Below are 17767 nucleotides of genomic sequence, written 5' to 3'. Positions count from 1 at the left end.
TACCTTTCCCATTCATTTCCCCTATCATTATCGCCAATATTCAGCAACACCACCACTATCAACCAAAATATGTCCCTACTCCGCCCACAGTTAGCTTTAATTGCAAATTTGTCCTCTAAATCCACCACTATTCCATTCCACATCGCACATTCCATCGCCTAGTGGGTCTGCCGCAGTTTCGTTTTTCTCCTCCTTATATTTCAAACAAAAGGCCCGCTCATGTTGAGCGGACCTCTTCACCTGTTATGTTGTTAAAGAAATCATCAATTCAATTTCGTAAACGCAAAAGACTTCAGCATCTTATCCAACGAATCCTTATGGATCTGCGTAGCATTCGCATCGTTTAGTGAGGTCGTTATCGTATAAGTAATTCCGTTATGACTGAATACGTATAGCGTTCCCTCGTAAGAGATTCCATCGAGCACATGATGTAACTTGAATACTTTTGCAGGCACACCCGCGAAGGTTGTATCCTCAATGCCGCGAATGACAGTTCCCTTCGTATTCTTAACTGCTTCATTGTAAAACGAGCTAAACTGTTTAACCGTCTCTTCGAAGGTCGCATCCTTATTCGCCGATATTAACAATCGTCCGCCTGTAAATTGATAATCTATTAATGAGCGTTCAAATTTATCTTGATTAGGAATCCAGAACTGCGGAATATTCACTTTATATTGATATGCCTTCGAGGACTTCGTAACGACCTTCGATTTATCAATCAGATACGTAGCTTCCTCCATTCTTCCGAATGTCTCCGAGACTACCTCATATTCAATATCGATGGACTCCATAATATCCTTGAACTTTGCAAGTATATCCTTCTGTTCTTCAGGTACGGAATATTCGAAATAATAGCGGAATCCATCCTTCTCTAGCATGACGTCATATTCTCTAATCCAGCCATATCCATAGTTGTACTTCACTTCAAGAACTAGCGCCTTATTTCCCGAGATCTCCATCGGATACGTATCTATAATCTTATATGACTCTGCGACAAATGATTCACCTAGCCATTTCTTCAACTGTTCACTCCAACCCTCGAGACTGGAACCTTTCGGAGCTGTCGTCACATCGATTGAAAGATAGCTTTCATCTTCACCTTCATAGTACATGTTCTCATCATCCATATACCATCCAGCAGGTACATCCAGGGAAATACCATAATCTCCGTTATAGGTATTCCACATACCATTAACGACACTAGACAAATCCTTGATTGATTGGTCACGTTCGTTATAACTTGTTCTGAATGAATTCAGAAAAGTTCCGTATTTACTCAAATCTTTATAATTTACAGCATGCCAATCAGCAAAGTATATTTCATATAGCTGCTCATGATCGTAGTACGCGCGAGCCTCCCAGATCGTACCCTCTAAGTCTTTCGTAACAATACGAGCGTACGGTACAGTAGTTTTCGGGAACGATTCACGATCCAATATAACTTCACCAGATGCCTTCGCATCTGCAACTAATAGGTCTAGGAGGTCATCTACCTGTAACTCCACTTCTTGCGGGGTAGCATGAACTTCTAAATAATACGCATCCTCTGCATCATTAAATGTAGCCATACTCTCATAACTTCCATCCATCCCAACCACTAGACCCGACGGGTAATTCATCGTCCATTGATAGTAACTGTTTCCGATCTTTGTTTTTCCCATATCACTATCAATACTTAGTATCTCTGAATCTATTACTTCCACTTGGGATAGAAGCTTAATGATAGATTCCCCCGAAGATCCCGACGTAATCGTGGCCCCTAGACCTTGAGCTACGAAACGAAGAGGTACCATTAACGTGTCCGATTTCATAGTAGGAGCTACATCAAGCTTTACTTTAACTCCATCTAACCAAGCCTCATGACTATCGATCGTCATCGTTATCTTATGTGAGCCATAAGTCACTTTGACCAAGTTACTCTTTTCCAGTGCGACTTTGCTTCCAAAAGCCTTCTTAAACACTCCTAATGGAACCATCGTCGTTGAACGATCTATGTAAGGCTTAACAATAGCAACTTGTTGTCCATTAATAACAGCTATTGTACTCCCAACCTTAATCCTCAATTCTAGCTTATCCCCATTGTCCGCGAAGACGGGAAGTGATGCCGTTACAAATAGACATAAGCACAGTACACTACATACCCACTGTCTCAACAACCTTCGCTTCATTAAAGCATTGTCTTTGGTCCCCCATGTCATCATATCTTGACCTCACTTTCCTCATCTAACATCAGACCCTGACGGCTCAGCTGTATCGAACGAATTACGATGTCCCCGTCGCTTTGCATTAACAGTTTCACCGTCTGTCCCGGTACATACTTCTTGAATAACTCATTAATATCCACGATATTCGTGACTGTAATTCCATTAATGCTATAAAGAACGTCATCCTCCTGTATTCCAGCCGCTTGAGCTTCTGAAGAGAGCACCTTTGTGATCGTCAATGGATCATCCGTAGGAAGACCCACGATAGCTGACCAACTTTCCTCTAATGCTAGACCGAGGCTCGGACGCTTCACTTCACCATATTTCATTAATTGATCAATCACATATTGAACCGTATCCGAAGGAATGGAGAAGCCCATATTCTCAACGCCATTAGCGGCGAATTTCATCGTATTGATACCTAGCACCTCACCCTTCATATTCACCAGCGGCCCACCGCTGTTCCCAGGATTGATAGCTGTATCTGTCTGGATCAATCGATAGGCGGCATTCACACCACGATTCATGCCACTCACCACACCCACCGTTGCCGAGTTACGTAATGAGAATGATACGGGAGTACCAATCGCAATAACCTTCTCACCCACTTCTGTATCCAAAATAGACTTAGTAAATTTAGCCGGCGTTAACCCACTTGCCGTAACCTTCACAAGCGCAATATCACTTGTCACATCTTTGAATACCTTCTTGATCGTATAACTCTTGCCATCCGAAGTAACTACCATAGCATTCGCCAGTCCACTAACGACATGCGCATTCGTCACAATCCATCCATCTGCTCGTATAATCACACCCGTACCATGTACTAGATTATATCGATCTGAATTGCTATTACTCTGTCCTAGCGCATCTTTACCGATAATTCCGACGACTGAAGCTGAAACATCTCTCACAATTTGCGGAACCGGATCTGTACTTACTTTCGTAGAACTTGTTGTCACGCTCGAGGTTGTCCCCTTCTGTTGCGCCTCGACAGTTCCCACACCGCTCATGAGCATAAAGCTACATAACAGCATAATAGCACTGCTCTTCCCCCACCTATTCATCGTTCCCTCACCCAACCCTCTCTCATTTCCCTATAGCCGTTCTATATCTAAGTTGTTCTCTAAGTTGCTCTATCATTATATTCATGCATATGAGGATTAACCCCAATGTATCACACTAATTCAGCTTGAACAATTGCTATAAGTTCTATATCGGTTCGCATTATATATACCGTGAGAGTAAGGATAGTCTTTATATATATGTGAAAAAAAAGATCCATTAAACGCATTGAGCTGGCCAAGACACAGCTATACTCACCACCGGTAGCTACACTTGAGCCATAGCAAACAATGCGCAAAAAAAAGACACCCCCGCATCCGCGCTCAGGTGTCTTCTTCGTTGATACTCTTCATTGTTGTTACTTATGGCCTTAACTAAGCCATCCTAATACCATGGCATAATCTGAATACAGAAATACCAATAAACTAACTACACTAAATCCGATAGCGAAAAGATTCTTATTAGGTTGGGTTACTAAGCGTACGACCCCTATAAATATAAGTATCGTAAACAAAATCATAAATATATCAAACACATGGAATTTGGATACAGTCTCAGCAGCCTCTGCCAATAGCATACATTAGTACCTCCTCTATGTAAGTTCACACATTTAACTTTTTTACATCTATTTATATGTTATCCTCCCAACTAATCTTATGCAAGCCCTGATCACAAAAAAAATTTATTTCATGTGGTTATCTATGATATATTTCATTGAAATTATTCAATGCCCCACCATCATGACTTGGTGCACCAGTTCCAGTTCCAGTTCATCACGCGCAGTTGCAAAAGTACACTTAAATTCGGCCAAATGGCTCATACGCAAACTTTAGTTGCAGAAATGGCATTTAATTATGAGATATTGTCCATTTCACGCCGTTTTTTCTATTTTAGATGCCCTTTTTACAACTATTTCTCTCCTACGCACCTTTATCCCCAGAATAAGCACCCTTTTTACAACTAAAAGTCCAGCTCTCTACAAATTGACGACAAAGTAGATGTTTCGAACAAGTAGCAGCCAATGCCGTGTCCACCACACCATTGTCTACATTAACATTCATACTCCGGGCTCCCAATTAACACCAATAGAACACCAATAGAACACCAATAGAACACCAAAAGACCAGCTACTAGAGCTGGCCCAATGATCCATCTTTATCCTAACTATAATCCGTCCACATCTCAGCAATAATCTGCTATACTCTCGCTACGATCCGCTTCAATCTAGCTAACAACTACCATATCCTTACTACGCGCTGTATCCCGTTCAAGGACAGGCTTCAAATACTTGCCCGTATAAGATTTCTCTACCTTCACAATTTGTTCTGGTGTACCGGTCGTTAAGATCGTTCCTCCACCACTACCACCTTCTGGACCAAGATCAATGACGTAATCCGCTGTCTTAATGACATCGAGATTATGTTCAATCACAAGTACAGTCTCTCCCGAATCGACTAAGCGATGAAGAACAGTCAACAATCGCCCGATATCGTCCACATGAAGCCCCGTAGTAGGTTCGTCGAGAATATACATCGTCTTGCCCGTACTGCGTCGGTATAGTTCCGAAGCTAGCTTCACGCGCTGTGCCTCACCACCAGAGAGTGTCGTTGCAGGCTGTCCCATATGCACATACCCAAGACCTACATCAAGTAGCGTTTGTAATTTGCGATGAATACGAGGGACATTCTTAAAGAATTCGGTCGCATCCTCAATCGTCATCTCTAATACTTCGGCAATGCTCTTGCTCTTATATTTAACTTCCAAGGTTTCGCGGTTATAGCGTTTTCCCTTACAAATTTCACAAGGGACATAGACATCCGGTAGGAAATGCATCTCAATCTTGATAATGCCGTCCCCACGACATGCTTCACAACGACCGCCCTTCACGTTAAAGCTGAATCGGCCTTTCTTATAGCCACGAATCTTCGCTTCATTCGTCTGTGCATAAATATCACGAATGTCATCAAAGACACCTGTATACGTGGCTGGATTAGACCGCGGCGTGCGTCCGATCGGAGATTGATCAATATCAATGACTTTATCCAGATGCTCTAGTCCATTGATCTCTTTATGTTTACCAGGACGTGCCTTCGTGGCACCGTTTAATTCCCGGGCAAGCTTTTTATATAAAATTTCATTAATAAGCGTAGACTTACCAGAACCTGATACACCCGTTACTGCGGTGAATACACCCAACGGGATCTTTACATTAATATTCTTAAGGTTATTCTCCTTGGCACCCTTAATCTCTAACCAACGATCCTCAGGCTTCCGTCGCTCCGTATTCACTGGAATGAACTTACGCCCACTCAGATATTGTCCGGTTAAGGAGTCGGGATGATCCATAATCTCTTGTGGGGTACCTTGGGCAATCACCTGCCCCCCATGAATACCAGCGCCCGGACCAATATCAATAATATAATCAGCAGCCATCATCGTATCTTCATCATGTTCAACCACGATCAGTGTATTCCCCAAATCGCGCATATGCCCAAGCGTAGCTATCAACCGATCATTATCGCGCTGATGCAGGCCTATGCTTGGTTCATCTAGAATATAGAGGACGCCCATTAAGCTTGATCCTATCTGTGTCGCTAGACGAATCCGTTGTGCTTCACCACCTGATAATGTTCCTGCTGCACGGCTTAAGGACAGATAGTCCAGTCCTACATTGATTAGGAAGCCCAATCTGCTATTAATCTCCTTCAAGATCATCGTAGCAATCGCCGTCTCCTTCTCACTTAATACCAAGCTATTAAACAGAGTCACTGCCTCCCCGATCGAAAGGCTGGTCACGTCTGCGATATTGTGATTGTCCACAGTCACAGCCAAGATTTCCTTCTTCAATCGATGCCCCTTACATACCTCACATGGCTTGGCACTCATGAAGCCTTCGATGAACTCGCGAATCCCTTCTGAAGCTGTCTCACGATAACGACGTTCAAGATTGGGGATAACTCCTTCGAAAGTCACTAGCGCTTCTTTGCGCTGACCGAAGTCATTCTCATATTTGAAGCGTATCTTCTCTTCTCCTGTTCCGTACAACAGCTTATTCATTTGGTCTGGCGTAAATTCACTTACTGGAACATCTTGAGGAATCTTAAAATGTTCACTTACTGATTTGAGAAACTGTGGGTAATAATTCGATGTACTTCCAGTCCATGCTAGGAATGCACCATCATCGATCGATTTACTCCAATCAGGAATGAGTAAATCCTGATCAACAATCATCTTCACACCTAACCCATCACACGTTACACAAGCTCCGAATGGACTGTTGAAGGAGAACATCCTTGGCGATAACTCTTCCATACTGAATCCACAAATAGGACACGCAAAGTTCGAACTGAATCGCAGTTCTTCTTCTCCCATGACATCTACTAATAGCTGTCCACCTGAAATTTTCAATGCTGTCTCAATTGAATCTGCAAGTCGGGCTTCTACATCAGCCTTCACCACAATTCGGTCCACAACCACTTCAATCGTATGCTTCTTATTCTTCTCAAGTTCGATATCCTCGGATAGTTCTCGAAGTTCACCATTTACTCTAACGCGCACAAATCCCTGCTTACTAATATCGGTAAAAACACTCTTGTGCTCTCCCTTTCGTCCAGAAATGACAGGAGCTAGCAGCTGTATCTTCGTCTTCTCAGGATATTGAATAATCCGATCAACCATCTGTTCCACCGTCTGAGATGTAATCTCTACACCGTGAGTTGGGCAATGTGGATGCCCCACCCGTGCAAATAACAAGCGTAAGTAGTCATAAATCTCCGTTACTGTTCCCACCGTAGAGCGAGGGTTCCGACTCGTTGTCTTCTGATCAATAGATATAGCTGGTGACAATCCTTCTATTGAATCTACATCCGGCTTCTCCATCTGACCTAGAAATTGACGTGCGTAAGCTGAGAGGGACTCGACGTAACGTCGCTGACCCTCTGCATAAATCGTATCAAACGCAAGCGAAGACTTACCCGAACCACTAAGCCCTGTTAGTACAACAAAGCGGTCCCGCGGAATCGTGATATCTATATTCTTCAAATTATGTGCTCTCGCACCCTTAATCACTATATTATCAATTGCCATCGATCATCATCATCTCCTAAAAAGATTTACACTTACATTGGGATTATTCTCATTGAGTTTAATCTGCTCTTAGCTCTAATAAGGCGTCACGCAACTCTGCAGCTCGTTCGAACTGTAGGTTCTTAGCTGCTTCCTTCATCTCCTGCTCAAGTCTTTGCATAACATTCTGACGGTCTTTCTTCGTCAACTTCGCTAGGTCGCCTGTGAGATAGTCCGATTTAGATTCAGCTACCTTCGTAGCTTCAATGACATCTCGTACTTTTTTGCGAATCGTCTGAGGTGTAATGCCATGTTTCTCATTATGAGCGATCTGAATCGTGCGTCGACGTGTTGTTTCGTCGATCGCCTTGCGCATGGAGTCTGTTATTTTGTCACCGTACATAATGACATACCCTTCAGAGTTACGAGCCGCTCGTCCACTCGTCTGAATAAGGGAGCGTTCAGAACGAAGGAAACCTTCCTTATCTGCATCCAGAATAGCCACTAGTGATACCTCTGGGAGATCGAGACCTTCCCGCAACAAGTTAATACCAATTAATACATGGAATACACCGAGGCGTAAATCACGGAGAATAGCTAAGCGCTCTAACGTCTTGATATCAGAGTGCAGATATCTGACCTTGATGCCAATTTCCTTCAAATAATCCGTGAGGTCCTCGGACATCTTCTTCGTAAGCGTCGTTACAAGCACTCTCTCCTCACGTGCAATGCGCAAATGAATCTCTTCGATTAGATTATCAATCTGTCCTTTGGTTGGGCGAACCTCAATAATAGGATCCACAAGACCCGTTGGACGAATAATCTGTTGCACCATCGTCTCACAACGTTCAAGCTCCAAAGGTCCTGGTGTTGCCGACACATAGACAATCTGATTGACTTTCTCCTCAAACTCTTCGAACCTTAATGGTCGATTATCTAGAGCTGATGGGAGCCTGAATCCATGATCTACCAACATCGTCTTACGGGCTCGGTCCCCATTATACATCCCACGAATCTGTGGTAATGTGACGTGGGACTCATCAACAACGACTAACATATCTTCGGGGAAATAATCCATTAACGTATAAGGAGTAGCCCCTGATTCACGAAACGTTAACGGTCCTGAATAGTTCTCAATTCCCGAACAGAATCCGACCTCATTCATCATTTCGATATCATATCTCGTGCGTTGCTCTAGTCGCTGTGCCTCCAATAGCTTGCCTTGCTCTTTCAGTACAGTTAATCGTTCTTCCAGTTCCCGCTCAATATTGACCAGCGCAACCTTCATCGTCTCTTCTTTCGTAACAAAGTGAGATGCAGGGAAGATCGCAATGTGATCCCGAACGCCAACTAATTCGCCAGTCAATACATCGATCTCCGTAATCTTCTCAATCTCATCGCCGAACATTTCGACACGAATCGCACGCTCCCCGTTCGAAGCAGGGAAGATCTCTACGACATCACCACGCACCCGAAATGTTCCACGCACAAAATTCAGATCATTACGTTGATATTGAATATCGACAAGCCGACTCAGAATATCGTTACGCGATTTCTCCATCCCCACCCGCAATGAGAGCAACAGGTCGGAATACTCACGGGGCGATCCGAGACCATAGATACAAGAGACACTCGCAACAATGATGACATCTCGCCGTTCAAACAACGAGCTTGTCGCTGAATGTCGAAGTTTATCGATTTCTTCATTGATACTCGAATCCTTCTCAATGTAGGTATCCGTCGAAGGAATATAGGCTTCTGGCTGGAAATAATCGTAATAACTCACGAAATAATCTACGGAGTTATGTGGAAAGAATTCCTTGAACTCAGCCGCAAGCTGTGCAGCCAAGGTCTTATTATGTGCAATAACTAGTGTAGGTCGATTTACTTTGGAGATCACTTGAGCAATCGTGAATGTCTTCCCTGTGCCTGTTGCACCAAGCAATGTTTGCTCTCTTGTACCATTTCTGAGCCCTTCCACCAGTTCCTCTATCGCTGTAGGCTGATCACCTTGCGGAGTGTATTCCGATTCAAGCTCAAACGGCTTGTTACTGATCACAATATCGCTCATTGCCCAATCACCCCTTATCATCTAAAATAGTAAAGTATATGTCGAGATTTCCCGATAAATATATTACCAGGAAATTGATTTTTAATAAGAATATTTGTTCCCATTTATTATACTCGGATCAGATAAGCTATGCAAACCCTAACTATAAGATCGGAGTGGTTCGTAATTATGGATATCGTTACAGTATTAGGTGTTCTAGCCGGCCTTGCCGCACTCATTGGAGGTTTCCTCTGGGAAGGAGGGCAATTTACAGGATTATTCCATCCGACTGCAGCCTTGATTGTATTTGGCGGAACCTTTGCAGCGGTTGTCATTAGTTTTCCAGCAGCAAAGCTTAAAGCGATTCCTACAGCTCTTCGCTATGCGTTCGTTCGATCAGAGAACAATAACGAGCAGCTCATAGAGGATATTGTTGAGCTTGCCACAACTTCAAGACGAAATGGTATATTGGACCTCGAATTGCAATCGCAAGATCACCCTAATTCATTCCTTCGTGAAGGTATACAGATGGTTGTAGATGGGAATGATTCTGCTCTTATCAGACAAATTCTAGAGATTGAGATGGATCGAACAGAATTGAAATATGCCAGCTACGCCAAAATATTCGAATCCGCTGGGGGCTATGCACCTACTATGGGTATTATAGGTACGGTCATGGGTCTTATTCATGTCCTCGGTAATCTATCTGAGCCTACTCAATTAGGGCCTTCCATTGCTGTCGCTTTTATTGCAACACTGTACGGAGTCGTAAGTGCTAATCTTATCTTTTTACCCATTGCTTCGAAGATTAAATCGCAGAGTGCTGATGAAATTCAGAATATGGAGCTTATTCTTCAAGGAATTCTTGCCATTCGTGACGGCGAACATCCCCAAACTGTACGTAAAAAGATCAATTCCTTTGAGCCAACGGATTATATCCTTTCCCCTAAATTCCCAAAGGGGGGCTTTGAATGAGGCAACTGAGTAGACGAGCTCAACGAAAGCAAGATCACGCTGAGCATAGTAGTCGTGATCGTTGGCTCATCACTTATGCTGATTTGATTACATTGTTGCTTATCTTTTTCGTGATGATGTTTGCCATGAGCTCTCTCGATGAAAGTAAATACGAAGGAATGACTCAGTCGCTTCATCTTACTTTCAATTCGGGCGATTCCATTCTCGAACTAGGTTCTGGACTAACCGGTACTGCAAATAAATATACGCACAGAAATCCAGATTCTACAACATCACCCGTGACTGATGCTGAACAAGAACCATCAAAGGAACAACAGGAGAATCCAATAATTGACGAAGAGCCCGAACAAGAAGGTGATCAAGAACCTCAAGCGTTGTCCAAACGTGAGTTAGCCTTCAGAGCGCAGGAAGAAGAACTGCACGGATTAATGTCTGTTATCTCAAATTACGTATCTGATAACGATCTTCAGGATCAGATCTTTGTGGCCGATAATCCTCAGGGGATCTCCATTACGCTTAGTGATCAGTTCGTGTTCGATACAGGTAAGGCCGATCTCAAACAAGTCTCGACTCCTACATTATCTAAGCTTGCCAGCCTTTTTAGAAATATTGATACTATTGTTAGCATCGAAGGTCACACAGATAACTTACCAATCAAGTACTCTTCCCAATATCAAGATAACTGGGAACTATCTGGAGCACGTGGTTTGTCCATTCTTAGGTTCTTCCTCGAGCAAGAGAAGCTACCTGCTAATAGATTTCAATACGCTGGATATGCCGATACTCGTCCTGTTGGAGACAATGCAACGGAGCTAGGTCGCCAGAGTAATCGACGGGTAGAACTCATCGTTCTGCGCCAGCTGCAGGAGGAATAACGGTAGATTTGTTTACTGTGACTGATGGTGGACGATAGCTTGGCCGATCCGCCATTCGCGTCATGCATGATGTTACAGGTTCTTATCATATAAAAAACAAGAAGGACAGCCGCTAAGTGGCTGTCCTTCTTATGTCCATCGTTACCTTATCCATCATTACCTTATCCATCATTACCTTATCCATCGTTACTTACACCTTCGTCTGAACTCGTAAAATCGTCGTCTCCCTAGCTCCATAGTAGCAACAGTTACACAACAAGGTACTCTCAGAGTCGAATAACACAAACCAGTCTCTTTTGTCTCTATCTTTTTCCTTTATTCCTCAATGAGCCCACTTGTGGGTTCACTTCTGGGTTCACTTGTGGCTCTACTTGTGAGTTCACTTGTGACTCTACTTGTGAGTTCACCCCTTGAGGGCTCGCGCAGTTGCATTAAGTACATCTAAATTCAGCCATATTCCTCTTAAGCCAACTTTAGTTGCAGATAGTACATCTAAATTACTGTAAATTCCACTTTTCATCGTTATCGCCACTTTTAACTGTAGTTATGCAACTATTTCCTATGATTCTAACTTTTCTTGATTATTAAGTGTAGTTTATGCAACTAAATGGCTGTGTCGTGGCTGCTTGGTCGCTGTTCGCGGCTAATTTGGCAGATGTTTGACCTCGTGTAGCCGAACAGCGGCCGCATTTGGTGCTTTCGAGCGGCTACTTGGCGGCTAGTCAGTGGTTGTTGGCAGCTAGTCAGTCTCTTTTGTCTCTATCTTTTTCCTTTATTCCTCAATGAGCCCACTTGTGGGTTCACTTGTGGGTTCACTTGTGACTCTACTTGTGAGTTCACTTGTGGGTTCAGCCCTTGAGGGCTCGCGCAGTTGCATTAAGTACATCTAAATCCAGCCATATTCCTCTTTAGCCAACTTTAGTTGCAGATAGTACATCTAAATTACTGTAAATTCCACTTTTCATCGTTATCGCCACTTTTAACTGTAGTTATGCAACTATTTCCTATGATTCTAACTTTTCTTGATTATTAAGTGTAGTTTATGCAACTAAATGGCTGTGTCGTGGCTGCTTGGTCGCTGTTCGCGGCTAATTTGGCAGATGTTTGACCTCGTGTAGCCGAACAGCGGCCGCATTTGGTGCTTTCGAGTGGCTACTTGGCGGCTAGTCAGTGGTTGTTGGCAGATAGTCAGTCTCTTTTGTCTCTATCTTTTTCCTTTATTCCTCAATGAGCCCACTTGTCAGTTCACTTGTGACTCTACTTGTGGGTTCACCACTTGAGGGCTCGCACAGTTGCATTAAGTACATCTAAATCCAGCCATATTCCTCTTTAGCCAACTTTAGTTGCAGATAGTACATCTAAATTACTGTAAATTCCACTTTTCATCGTTATCGCCACTTTTAACTGTAGTTATGCAACTATTTCCTATGATTCTAACTTTTCTTGATTATTAAGTGTAGTTTATGCAACTAAATGGCTGTTTCTTGGCTGCTTGGTGGCTGTTGGCGGCTAATTTGGCAGATGTTTGACCTCGTGTAGCCGAACAGCAGTCGCATTTGGTGCTTTCGAGTGGCTACTTGGCAGATAGTCAGTGGCTGTTGCACCGAAGACAACTGAATCACACCACCGAGACCACCTTCTTCTGGGGCTCAGTTCTTAACTTGCTCCCTACGCATTAACCCCTGTATCACTAGGTCGAAGGATCACAGATCCAATGGCGAGCAAGATGATTGCCATCAGTCCTAGAATAAAGAGCGGAAGCCAAATGTCGATCAAATGCCCTCCTGAGGCAATCCGATTAACTGCCTCGATGGCCCATTTCTGCGGAATGAAATTAGCTGCCTTTTGCAAATAATCCGGCATGATGGACAAGGGCCAGAAGCAACCTCCGAGCATACAGGTTGGTGTGATGATGATGGAGTTCAACATGCCTGCATTATTCGGATTACGTACCAGACCCGCTACTGTGCTTGCGATACCCATGGCCACTAACATGAAGAATCCAAGAATCAATATATGCATGAAGAACGGAATACCATAGTCAACTTGTAGTACCCAACGACTAAGAATTAGAACAACAACGATTTGTATAAGACCAACCAATAAGCTCCCTAGCATAAGGCCAAGTGAGATCTCATAAGATCTTACTGGAGTGCTAAAGATACGCGCAATGGTTCTGCTCCTGCGATCATCCATGATCAACTTAACAGTACTTGTCACTAATCCCATCATGAACATAAGGGTGAATCCTGTTGCATTATTGATCCACGGATTGGCATACAGCTGATAGTCTGTCTTGTCCGATTGAATACGATGTTGACTGATTTCCGCTAAACTTTTGGCGAACACATCCAATGAAGCAACATGCAGCTCAGTACTACTCACTTGCTCTACTGCCGCATCCACACTACTCACCAGCTCTGCTACCGCTTCCCTACTACTCATCACCTCTACCGTCACATCCGTACTATTCACCACCTCTACCAACGGGTCCATGCCACTGATCATCCCTGCCGTCTGCACCATTCCCCCAATTAAGCGATTCAGGCTCATCTTGGTTATATACGTTGCTTCACTAGTTGTAAGCTCAAGCATCGTTATCTGAGGTTCTAGTCCTAGAAGTATCTGTTCTGTGAATCCAGCGGGTATCGAAAGACCAAGTGTCCCTTTTTTTCCAAGAATGATGTCTCTAACTTCCTCTTCACTATCTTTCAATTCCAGCACATAGTTACTATTCCTAGATAATTCATCAATCACATGTTGTCCTGCTGGTCCAGAGTCCTGATTCGAGTATGGAATTATTACCGTCGAACCATTCGCCCCGCCCAAAAATGCCACGGCTAGGGAAACAACAATACAAGGAAGAATAACATACATTAGGATGCCTTTGCGGCTTCCGATAATTCTCCTGATCATGTTCCAAGCAATCGTTAGGCTATTCATGGTATCCCACCTTTCGATATAGACCAACTGTCACTACGATTAGAATCAGGCACATACTTGCCAACATACCGATGCTTTTCATCGTTTCCATGGTATTGGCCTGTAACATAATTTGTAGCAAACTTTCCATTCCCCAATGGCTAACGTTCAACACTCCGATATAGTTAATGATATCCACGGGCAGAGGCATAAACCCACCACTCAGAAAAGTCATCGCTATAATAATAACTTGCATAATCGTATCGGCACTTGAACTGGTTCTGACCATCAGCGTCACAGACGCGGCAATCGCCATTGAAGCTATAATTAGCAAGATACAGACCCCAGCGAGCAATATTGGCTGGTTGCCCCAATCCACACCATATAATAGAGAAGATACCGTAATAATAACCGTTGCTTGAAATATGGCTACAATACTATTCCCAATAATTTTACCAATAAAAATTTGGGCAGATGAAATAGGTAGCGACTGAAGACGGTACAGGGTATGATTACTTTTTTCATTAAACAGGCTCGTACTGGCCGTACTACCCGCATATAGCAGGAACATGATCATCATCGCGCCCGCATAATACTGGGAAGCTGTGTATGCGACTCCTGAATCGCTCAATTTACCCACGGTAACATAGGATGGAGGAGCCTCAGGCGTATTCGAGCTTTGACTCGAATTTGAACTTATGTTTGCGGCCTCAGTATCGCTTAATGACTTCTCTCCGATATTTCCTATGACAGACGACACCGCTAGACTCTGATTCATCTCATCCAAAATAGTATCAAATACCGTACCCGCAACTAGATTATCACTTTGGTTATGTCCAAGGATCAACTCAAGTCTTGCTTCGTTACCACTTATCACTTGAGTATCGAAATCAGAAGGAACGATAACGGCATAATCTACTTCTCGTGCGCGTACACTTCGCTCCGCTTCTTCTCTAGAATCCGCTTGGTGTAGCTCTATCCTTTCCGCAACTTCTGGACTTCTCAAATACGCTTCTAATGGAGAACTCTCACCATCCTTCGTCCCCGCGCCCCCTACCATAGCAACTTGCACGACTTCGGGTGTAAACTCCTGATTACCATTGTTAAATGTACTAGAGAAAACAGTACCTAGTATGAAAATAAGTATCAAAGGTAGTAAGAACAAGTTGATTATTACCGACTTCGAACGAAACATTCTCCTTAACTCGTACCAGGCAATCGTCCATGTACTCAAGTCAACCACCCCCTAATCACGCAGCTTACGTCCCGTAAGATTTAGAAAAAGTGTCTCTAAATTCGGCTCTTCGCAAGCAAGCGATTGTATAATGACATTGTGTTTGGCACAGATAAATAAGATATCTTGCAAATCTTGCTGAGAGGAACCCACATACAGCTCAATCATATTTTCATTGACCGATACTTTAGAAATTCGTGGATGGAGCTTCAGCTCGTCTATGACAGCTGCTGGGACCTGCGTCGTCTTGATCACAACTCTCTCTTCACTTGAGACACGCTCGCGCAGCTCCTGTTGTGTACCACATGCGATGATATGCCCTTGCTCCATGATGGCGACCCGATCGCAGATCGCTGCTACTTCTTCCATGTAATGACTTGTATAAATAATCGTAGATCCCATCGCATTCAAGGTGCGTACAGATTCAAGGATATGATTACGTGATTGTGGATCAATACCTACCGTTGGCTCATCCATAATAATTAACTTCGGACGATGCATGATCGCACACGCGATATTCAGCCTTCTTTTCATCCCCCCAGAAAATGTAGCTGGTGTTTCTTTCGCACGATCTTGTAGGCCGACGAACTCTAACGCCTCATCCACTCGTTCCTTCCGCAGTTTACCCCGCAGTCCATATAATTTAGCGAAGAACGTAACATTGTCTGCTGCCGTCATCGTCTCATACAACGCTAGATCCTGCGGGACTAGACCAATACGTCTCTTCACATCAAGCGGCCGCTCATCTACTGATATACCGTCGACTATAATACTTCCTTGATCTAATTTCATTAACCCACTCATCATATTAATTGTTGTACTCTTCCCTGCTCCATTCGGGCCCAATAGACCAAATATTTCACCTTCATGAATGCTTAAATTCAAATGATCCACCGATATCTTATTCTCATAGCGCTTCACAACATCTTTCATTTCTACAAATGCCATGTTCATCGCTCCCTTGATCCTTTTTGACTCTTGCAACTTATTATACTGCCATTTTATTTATAAAAGAGGTCCTAAAGGTCATGAGCTATTGGTGACGAAAGTCATCTCCTTCCTCATTCCTGTCCTATGCTATAATGAAGCCATCTTGGACTATTTCGATTTATAAAGGATGTCGATCACCTTGTCCTATTCTCTCTCAGCGATTCGCTACAGCATCATTATCTTAAGTGCATTTATCTCGATGTATATCTATCCGTATGACAATTACGGGAAATTCACTTTAGTCATGCTGCTCTTTCTGAGCCTCACAGTATTAGAAAGATCTCTACATAACCTCTCTGTCAAAAGACTCATTCTCTGCGTGGAAGTCATATTTTCTGCTTGGCTATGTACTACATATGGTCATCTGATGTTGTTTGTATCGCTATCCGCCTTACTCTCCTATGCTTTCTTGCCGGCTGTTTCATTGCTCCGCTTGATGGCATTGGGTAGTCATCTTGCGCTACTTAATCTAGCTTTTCAATACGAAGAGCGTTTATGGATCATCTGTGCAAATTTCATTTTTATAATCGTGGCTATCTTAGTATCCTTATTAAAGCGTGCTACCACGGGCCGTGAAGAGATCATTGGTCTCTATGATGAACTACGCAAGAAGCACTACGAGCTGGATGAAACACGTAAACGACTAGTAGAGTTCAATCATCAAGTGGAGGGTGCGGCTCAATCCAGTGAGCGCGAGCGGATAGCTAGACAACTGCATGACGATATCGGTCACCGACTCATTCGTGTCAAAATGATGATGGAGGCAGCCATTCAGATCATACCAAACGATGCTCCCCATGGATACGATATGATGCTTCAAATACGAGACCAAGTATCCGAGAGCATGGATAACATGCGTAATACTGTAAAAAGAATGCATCCTATCACTTCTTTGAAGGATGAGTATGCTATCGATCGACTTCTTGAGAATATCGGTCGAGAAACAGGGGTTCACACTAGCCTCACCAACAAAGGAACTCCCTTCCCTTTGTACCCGAGCATACAAATTATATTGTACAAGAATGCCCAAGAAGCGCTTACGAATGCTCTCAGGCATGGCCAAGCTACATCCATTGAGGTCCTTCTTGATTATCAAGATAATGAAATACGTATGTCTGTCAGCAATAACGGGATCGTCGGTGAATCTATAGGTCAGAGTAAAAGACAACTCGGAATGGGCCTGATCGGGATGCAAGAAAGAATACAACTCGTTGGTGGGAGTGTAGATATTCAGTGGGCCTATCCCTTTACTGTTGTAACACGACTGCCTGTATACAGGAGTAGCGAGATTATATGAATAAAGGCCGGTAACACTGAGTCCCTCTGTCAAGTTGCAAGAGTAACTCGATCATACAAACACAGCGTATTCCAACACCAAGTTCATGTA

The 17767-nt window shown here is 43.4% G+C and carries 12 protein-coding genes; 3 read left to right on the top strand and 9 right to left on the bottom strand.

The features are described 5' to 3' along the window. Positions 1-263: 263 nt before the first annotated feature. The 6 genes from AC1TO9_RS10515 to uvrB form a co-directional block, all read right to left on the bottom strand. Complete coding sequence (locus tag AC1TO9_RS10515; RefSeq protein ID WP_482059112.1) at positions 264-2201, bottom strand: stalk domain-containing protein; 1938 nt, start codon at positions 2199-2201, stop codon at positions 264-266. After that, positions 2198-3271: a S1C family serine protease gene (locus AC1TO9_RS10510; protein WP_482059111.1), complete on the bottom strand. Its 1074-nt coding sequence runs from the start codon at positions 3269-3271 to the stop codon at positions 2198-2200. Before AC1TO9_RS10510 ends, AC1TO9_RS10515 begins: the two co-directional genes overlap by 4 nt. A gap of 368 nt (positions 3272-3639) precedes the next feature. Next, positions 3640-3846, bottom strand: a complete 207-nt coding sequence (locus AC1TO9_RS10505; RefSeq protein ID WP_482056623.1) for a DUF2759 family protein — start codon at positions 3844-3846, stop codon at positions 3640-3642. 343 nt (positions 3847-4189) lie between these two features. Continuing rightward, positions 4190-4330 (bottom strand): hypothetical protein, encoded by a 141-nt coding sequence (locus tag AC1TO9_RS10500; protein WP_482059110.1) that lies wholly within the window; start codon positions 4328-4330, stop codon positions 4190-4192. Positions 4331-4493: 163 nt separating this feature from the next. Next, a complete protein-coding gene (uvrA, locus tag AC1TO9_RS10495; protein WP_482059109.1) occupies positions 4494-7355 on the bottom strand; it encodes an excinuclease ABC subunit UvrA in 2862 nt (953 codons plus the stop codon). A 58-nt stretch (positions 7356-7413) separates the two neighbouring features. Beyond that, entirely contained in the window at positions 7414-9405 is a 1992-nt protein-coding gene (uvrB, locus tag AC1TO9_RS10490; RefSeq protein WP_482056620.1) for an excinuclease ABC subunit UvrB, read from the bottom strand. Between the two features lie 168 nt (positions 9406-9573). On the opposite strand from uvrB, the gene AC1TO9_RS10485 reads away from it, so the two are divergent. Together AC1TO9_RS10485 and AC1TO9_RS10480 are read left to right on the top strand one after the other, a co-directional pair. Next, positions 9574-10359 (top strand): flagellar motor protein, encoded by a 786-nt coding sequence (locus AC1TO9_RS10485; protein ID WP_482059108.1) that lies wholly within the window; start codon positions 9574-9576, stop codon positions 10357-10359. Beyond that, the gene (locus AC1TO9_RS10480) at positions 10356-11234 is read left to right on the top strand and encodes a flagellar motor protein MotB (protein ID WP_482059107.1); all 879 of its coding nucleotides are present in this window, start codon (positions 10356-10358) and stop codon (positions 11232-11234) included. Before AC1TO9_RS10485 ends, AC1TO9_RS10480 begins: the two co-directional genes overlap by 4 nt. Before the next feature lie 1668 nt (positions 11235-12902). On the opposite strand, the gene AC1TO9_RS10475 is transcribed toward AC1TO9_RS10480, so the two are convergent. Genes AC1TO9_RS10475 through AC1TO9_RS10465 form a run of 3 tightly spaced genes read right to left on the bottom strand, consistent with a single transcriptional unit; the run spans position 12903 to position 16338 of the window. Continuing rightward, entirely contained in the window at positions 12903-14177 is a 1275-nt protein-coding gene (locus tag AC1TO9_RS10475; protein WP_482059106.1) for an ABC transporter permease, read from the bottom strand. Further along, positions 14170-15390: an ABC transporter permease gene (locus tag AC1TO9_RS10470; protein WP_482059105.1), complete on the bottom strand. Its 1221-nt coding sequence runs from the start codon at positions 15388-15390 to the stop codon at positions 14170-14172. Before AC1TO9_RS10470 ends, AC1TO9_RS10475 begins: the two co-directional genes overlap by 8 nt. Positions 15391-15402: 12 nt before the next feature. Continuing rightward, the gene (locus AC1TO9_RS10465) at positions 15403-16338 is read right to left on the bottom strand and encodes an ABC transporter ATP-binding protein (protein WP_482056615.1); all 936 of its coding nucleotides are present in this window, start codon (positions 16336-16338) and stop codon (positions 15403-15405) included. A gap of 181 nt (positions 16339-16519) precedes the next feature. Here AC1TO9_RS10465 and AC1TO9_RS10460 point away from each other — a divergent pair, with 181 nt between their 5' ends. Further along, complete coding sequence (locus AC1TO9_RS10460; protein WP_482059104.1) at positions 16520-17677, top strand: sensor histidine kinase; 1158 nt, start codon at positions 16520-16522, stop codon at positions 17675-17677. The last annotated feature ends 90 nt before the right edge of the window (positions 17678-17767 follow it).

The sequence above is a fragment of the Paenibacillus sp. Y916 genome (assembly GCF_056786435.1).
The sequence above is the reverse complement of the archived record's forward strand: the minus strand, read 5'-3'. Positions and strand labels throughout refer to the sequence as shown.

Coding starts and splice junctions, on each gene's coding strand:
- AC1TO9_RS10515 (WP_482059112.1), bottom strand. CDS start 2,201: ATGATGACATGGGGGACCAAAGACAATGCTTTAATGAAGCGAAGGTTG.
- AC1TO9_RS10510 (WP_482059111.1), bottom strand. CDS start 3,271: ATGAATAGGTGGGGGAAGAGCAGTGCTATTATGCTGTTATGTAGCTTT.
- AC1TO9_RS10505 (WP_482056623.1), bottom strand. CDS start 3,846: ATGCTATTGGCAGAGGCTGCTGAGACTGTATCCAAATTCCATGTGTTT.
- AC1TO9_RS10500 (WP_482059110.1), bottom strand. CDS start 4,330: ATGAATGTTAATGTAGACAATGGTGTGGTGGACACGGCATTGGCTGCT.
- uvrA (WP_482059109.1), bottom strand. CDS start 7,355: ATGGCAATTGATAATATAGTGATTAAGGGTGCGAGAGCACATAATTTG.
- uvrB (WP_482056620.1), bottom strand. CDS start 9,405: ATGAGCGATATTGTGATCAGTAACAAGCCGTTTGAGCTTGAATCGGAA.
- AC1TO9_RS10485 (WP_482059108.1), top strand. CDS start 9,574: ATGGATATCGTTACAGTATTAGGTGTTCTAGCCGGCCTTGCCGCACTC.
- AC1TO9_RS10480 (WP_482059107.1), top strand. CDS start 10,356: ATGAGGCAACTGAGTAGACGAGCTCAACGAAAGCAAGATCACGCTGAG.
- AC1TO9_RS10475 (WP_482059106.1), bottom strand. CDS start 14,177: ATGAATAGCCTAACGATTGCTTGGAACATGATCAGGAGAATTATCGGA.
- AC1TO9_RS10465 (WP_482056615.1), bottom strand. CDS start 16,338: ATGGCATTTGTAGAAATGAAAGATGTTGTGAAGCGCTATGAGAATAAG.